At 61.8% G+C, this 3203-nt stretch carries 3 protein-coding genes; 2 read left to right on the top strand and 1 reads right to left on the bottom strand.

From position 1 onward, the window contains the following. Together ACP5EL_RS09935 and ACP5EL_RS09930 are read left to right on the top strand one after the other, a co-directional pair. The coding region (locus ACP5EL_RS09935; protein ID WP_428402354.1) for a DUF1614 domain-containing protein at positions 1 to 629 on the top strand (629 nt) is incomplete at its 5' end. Between the two features lie 40 nt (positions 630 to 669). Then, positions 670 to 1932: a UbiD family decarboxylase gene (locus tag ACP5EL_RS09930; RefSeq protein ID WP_428402353.1), complete on the top strand. Its 1263-nt coding sequence runs from the start codon at positions 670 to 672 to the stop codon at positions 1930 to 1932. Here the strand turns inward: ACP5EL_RS09930 and ACP5EL_RS09925 are convergent. After that, positions 1910 to 2968, bottom strand: coding sequence for a cell division protein FtsZ (locus tag ACP5EL_RS09925; protein WP_428402352.1), 1059 nt, complete (start codon positions 2966 to 2968; stop codon positions 1910 to 1912). The genes ACP5EL_RS09930 and ACP5EL_RS09925 overlap by 23 nt on opposite strands. Positions 2969 to 3203 lie beyond the last annotated feature (235 nt).

Raw genomic sequence — 3203 nt, 5'->3', positions numbered from 1 at the left:
CCCTCCTCTTCTTCGGGGCCCTCAGCACCGCCTTCACCAAGATGGGCTTCTCCTGGTCCGACGCCCTACTTCTCCTCGCGGTCTCCCTGGTGGGGGCGGGGATGAACTTCCCCCTCTTCACCATGGAGTCGAAGGTCCCGGTGGTGAAGGAGACCTTCGTCAGGAGCTTCGGGATGGTCTATCGGGTCCCGGTGGTGAAGACGGTGACGAACGAGACGATGGTGGCGGTGAACATCGGCGGCGCCCTGATCCCAGTCCTGGTCTCGGCCTACCTCCTCCTGACCTACCCCCAGGTCGCTTTCATCGCCGCGACGGGGACCGCCATCGTCGCCCTGGTGACTCACAGCGTTGCAAGGCCGATTAAAGGCCTGGGGATCGCAACCCCCCTATTCATACCTCCGCTGGCGGCGGCCCTCTCTGCTCTCGTCCTCACCGCCGCCTTCTGCCCCATCCCCGAGGGCCGCTTCGTCACCGCCTACGTCGGGGGCGTCCTCGGAACACTGATCGGGGCAGATCTCCTAAACCTGAACAGGATCGCTGACCTCGGGGCCCCGGTGGCGAGCATCGGAGGCGCGGGCACCTTCGACGGTATATTCATGACCGGAGTTATCGCGGTCCTGATCGTCTGAGAAGGAAAGGTCTTTATCGGGAGGTGGCCTCTCCTCTCTCATGAGCTTCAGAGGTTTCCTCCACGAGCTTCAGGAGGCCGGCCTCCTGGAGGAGGTGGACCGCCCCATCTCACCGGTGCTCGAGGCTGCGGCCCTCTCCGTCGGGTCAGGCCCCGTCCTCTACAGCAACGTCGACGGCAAGAAGTGCTGCATGAACGTCCTCGGGACTCGGGACCTCCTGGCCAGGGCTCTCGAAACCTCAAAAGAGGAGATGGCGCGAGAGCTGGCCAAAATCGACGTGGCCGGAGGCTGGGTCCGGGAGGTGGACTCATCGCCCTTCATGGAGGCCGCGAGCAAGCCCGATCTATCATATCTTCCCATCCTCACCCATTTTCGGGGGGACGGTGGCCCCTACATCACCTCCGGGATCGTCGTATCCGCCTTTAAAGATAAGACGAACGCCTCGGTCCACAGGATGATGGTCATCGGCAAGGACAAACTGGCGGCCCGGCTCGTTCCCGGAAGGCATACCCATATGCTTCTCCAGGAGGCTCTTGGTGAGGGGGAGAAGCTGCCGGTCGCTATCGTAATCGGGGTCGATCCGGCGATCCTTATCGCCGCCAGCACTCGAGTCCCCCTGGGGATGGAGTTTCAGTACGCGAGCGCCCTCTCCGGAAGCCCCGTGGAACTGGTCTCTCTCGATAACGGCGTTCTGGTCCCCGCCGCCGAGATCGTCTTCGAGGGCTACATCGACGCCGAGAGGGCCTCAGAGGGGCCGTTTGTGGACATAACCGGTACAAGGGACTTTCCAAGGATGGAGCCCGTGATCCACCTCACGAAGATGATGACGAGGGAGGTTCCCATCTACCACGGCCTCCTCCCCTCGGGGGGCGAGCACAAGATGTTGATGGGCATCCCCTACGAGCCTCTGATATTCAAGGCGGCATCCTCGGTCGCCGATACGAGGGACGTCCTCTTGACCGAAGGCGGCTGCTCCTACCTCCACGCCGTAATACAGATCAAAAAGAGGGATCAGTCCGACCCGAGAAGGGTGATCGAGGCAGCCTTCGAGGCCCACAAAAGTCTCAAGCATGTGATGGTCGTCGATGACGATATCGACGTCTACAACCCCCAGGACCTGGAGTACGCCGTGGCCACGAGAGTTCGGGGTGACGAGGACGTCGTCATCTATCCCCGCGTACGGGGGAGCACCCTCGACCCACGGTCGGTCGACGGCATCACCACCAAGATGGGGGTCGACGCCACCATGACCCTGGGAGAGGAAGAGAAGTTCGTGCGGGTCAGGACCGAGATGCCGTCCTGAGGCCGCCGCATGAGGACAGAGCCTCCGATCGACCGGGATCCCGCGGCGTCCCGACGCCGGTCATTATCGCGAGCAGGCCTATCCTCCCCCCGCGTCCCGCCTTCACCCTCGCCCCCCAGATGACGTTCGCCCTTTCGTCCAGCTCCCGGGTGAGGGCGCCGGCGATCTCGGCCGCCTTCTTGAGAGTGAGATCCTCGCCACCCGTTATGTGCAGAAGACAGCCGGTAGCCGCTTTCGTCTCCACTTCCAGCATGGGCGACCTCAGGGCCGAGAGGACGACCACCTCGGCCCCCTCTCCCGAATCGGCCTCCCCAACCAGGACGGCCGAGAGGCCGCCATCGGCCATGATCGTCCTGACGTCGGCGTAGTCCAGGTTGATGAGGGAGGTCTGGGTTATCGTCTCGACGATCCCCTTTATGATCTCGGCCACCACCTGGTCCATCACCGAGAAGGTCTGCTCCGCCGAGAGATCCGGTGCCATCTCAAGAATTTTGTTATTGTCCAGAATTATGGAGGTGTTTGTGGCCTTCACCAGATCTTCGATATCTATCGTGGCACCCTCGACGCCCTCTTGAAAGACGGATGCCAGAGGAAGGGTGAAGATCCCCACGGCCGTGGCTCCGAGATCCTTTGCCATCCTGCATATGAGGGGAGCCGCCCCCGCGCCCGTCCCGCCCCCCAGGCCCGCGGCTACAAATACCAGGTCTCTTCTTCCCAGGGCCTCCAAAAGGGCGCGCTCCGACCTTTTGGCCGCGATCCTTCCGACCTCGGGATCTCCTCCGGCACCATCGCCGACGACCACCCCCCTTCCGATCAGGATCTTCCCGTCGGCTTTGATCTCGCCCATCCATCGCTGGTCGGTGTTCACAGCCAGGGTCTCAGCGCCGGAGACGCCGAGGTTTGAAAGCCTGGTCACCATCCTGCATCCGGCATCTCCGCACCCCACCACCAGGATTCTGGGGTCGGCGAACTCTTCGCCCTGGTACGAGTAGCTCACCTCCCGGGACTGAAAAGCGCTCTTCGGATCGAAATCCATCCTATACACCCTCAACGGGGGCGAGGGGCTCATAACTCACGCTGGCATCTGAGCCCATCCCCCTTCTCAATTATCCGCGAGAGAAGAAAAGGTTTGGATGGTAGATAAGAATTTCCAAAAAGGATATCTTTATCACCGATCGGGCCAATCGCCCCACTCATGGCGCTTGATGAAGTTACCATCACAAAGGCGATAGTCGAGTCCTACATGGAGTCCTTTCTTAAGTACACCGACG

It is taken from the genome of Methanocrinis sp. (assembly GCF_049974945.1).
Taxonomy (GTDB): Archaea; Halobacteriota; Methanosarcinia; order Methanotrichales; family Methanotrichaceae; genus Methanocrinis.
This window is presented reverse-complemented; position numbering and strand designations above follow the sequence as displayed.

What these genes read in the sequence shown, in the direction of transcription:
- ACP5EL_RS09930 (WP_428402353.1), top strand. Translation starts at nt 670, where the DNA reads ATGAGCTTCAGAGGTTTCCTCCACGAGCTTCAGGAGGCCGGCCTCCTG.
- ACP5EL_RS09925 (WP_428402352.1), bottom strand. Translation starts at nt 2,968, where the DNA reads ATGGATTTCGATCCGAAGAGCGCTTTTCAGTCCCGGGAGGTGAGCTAC.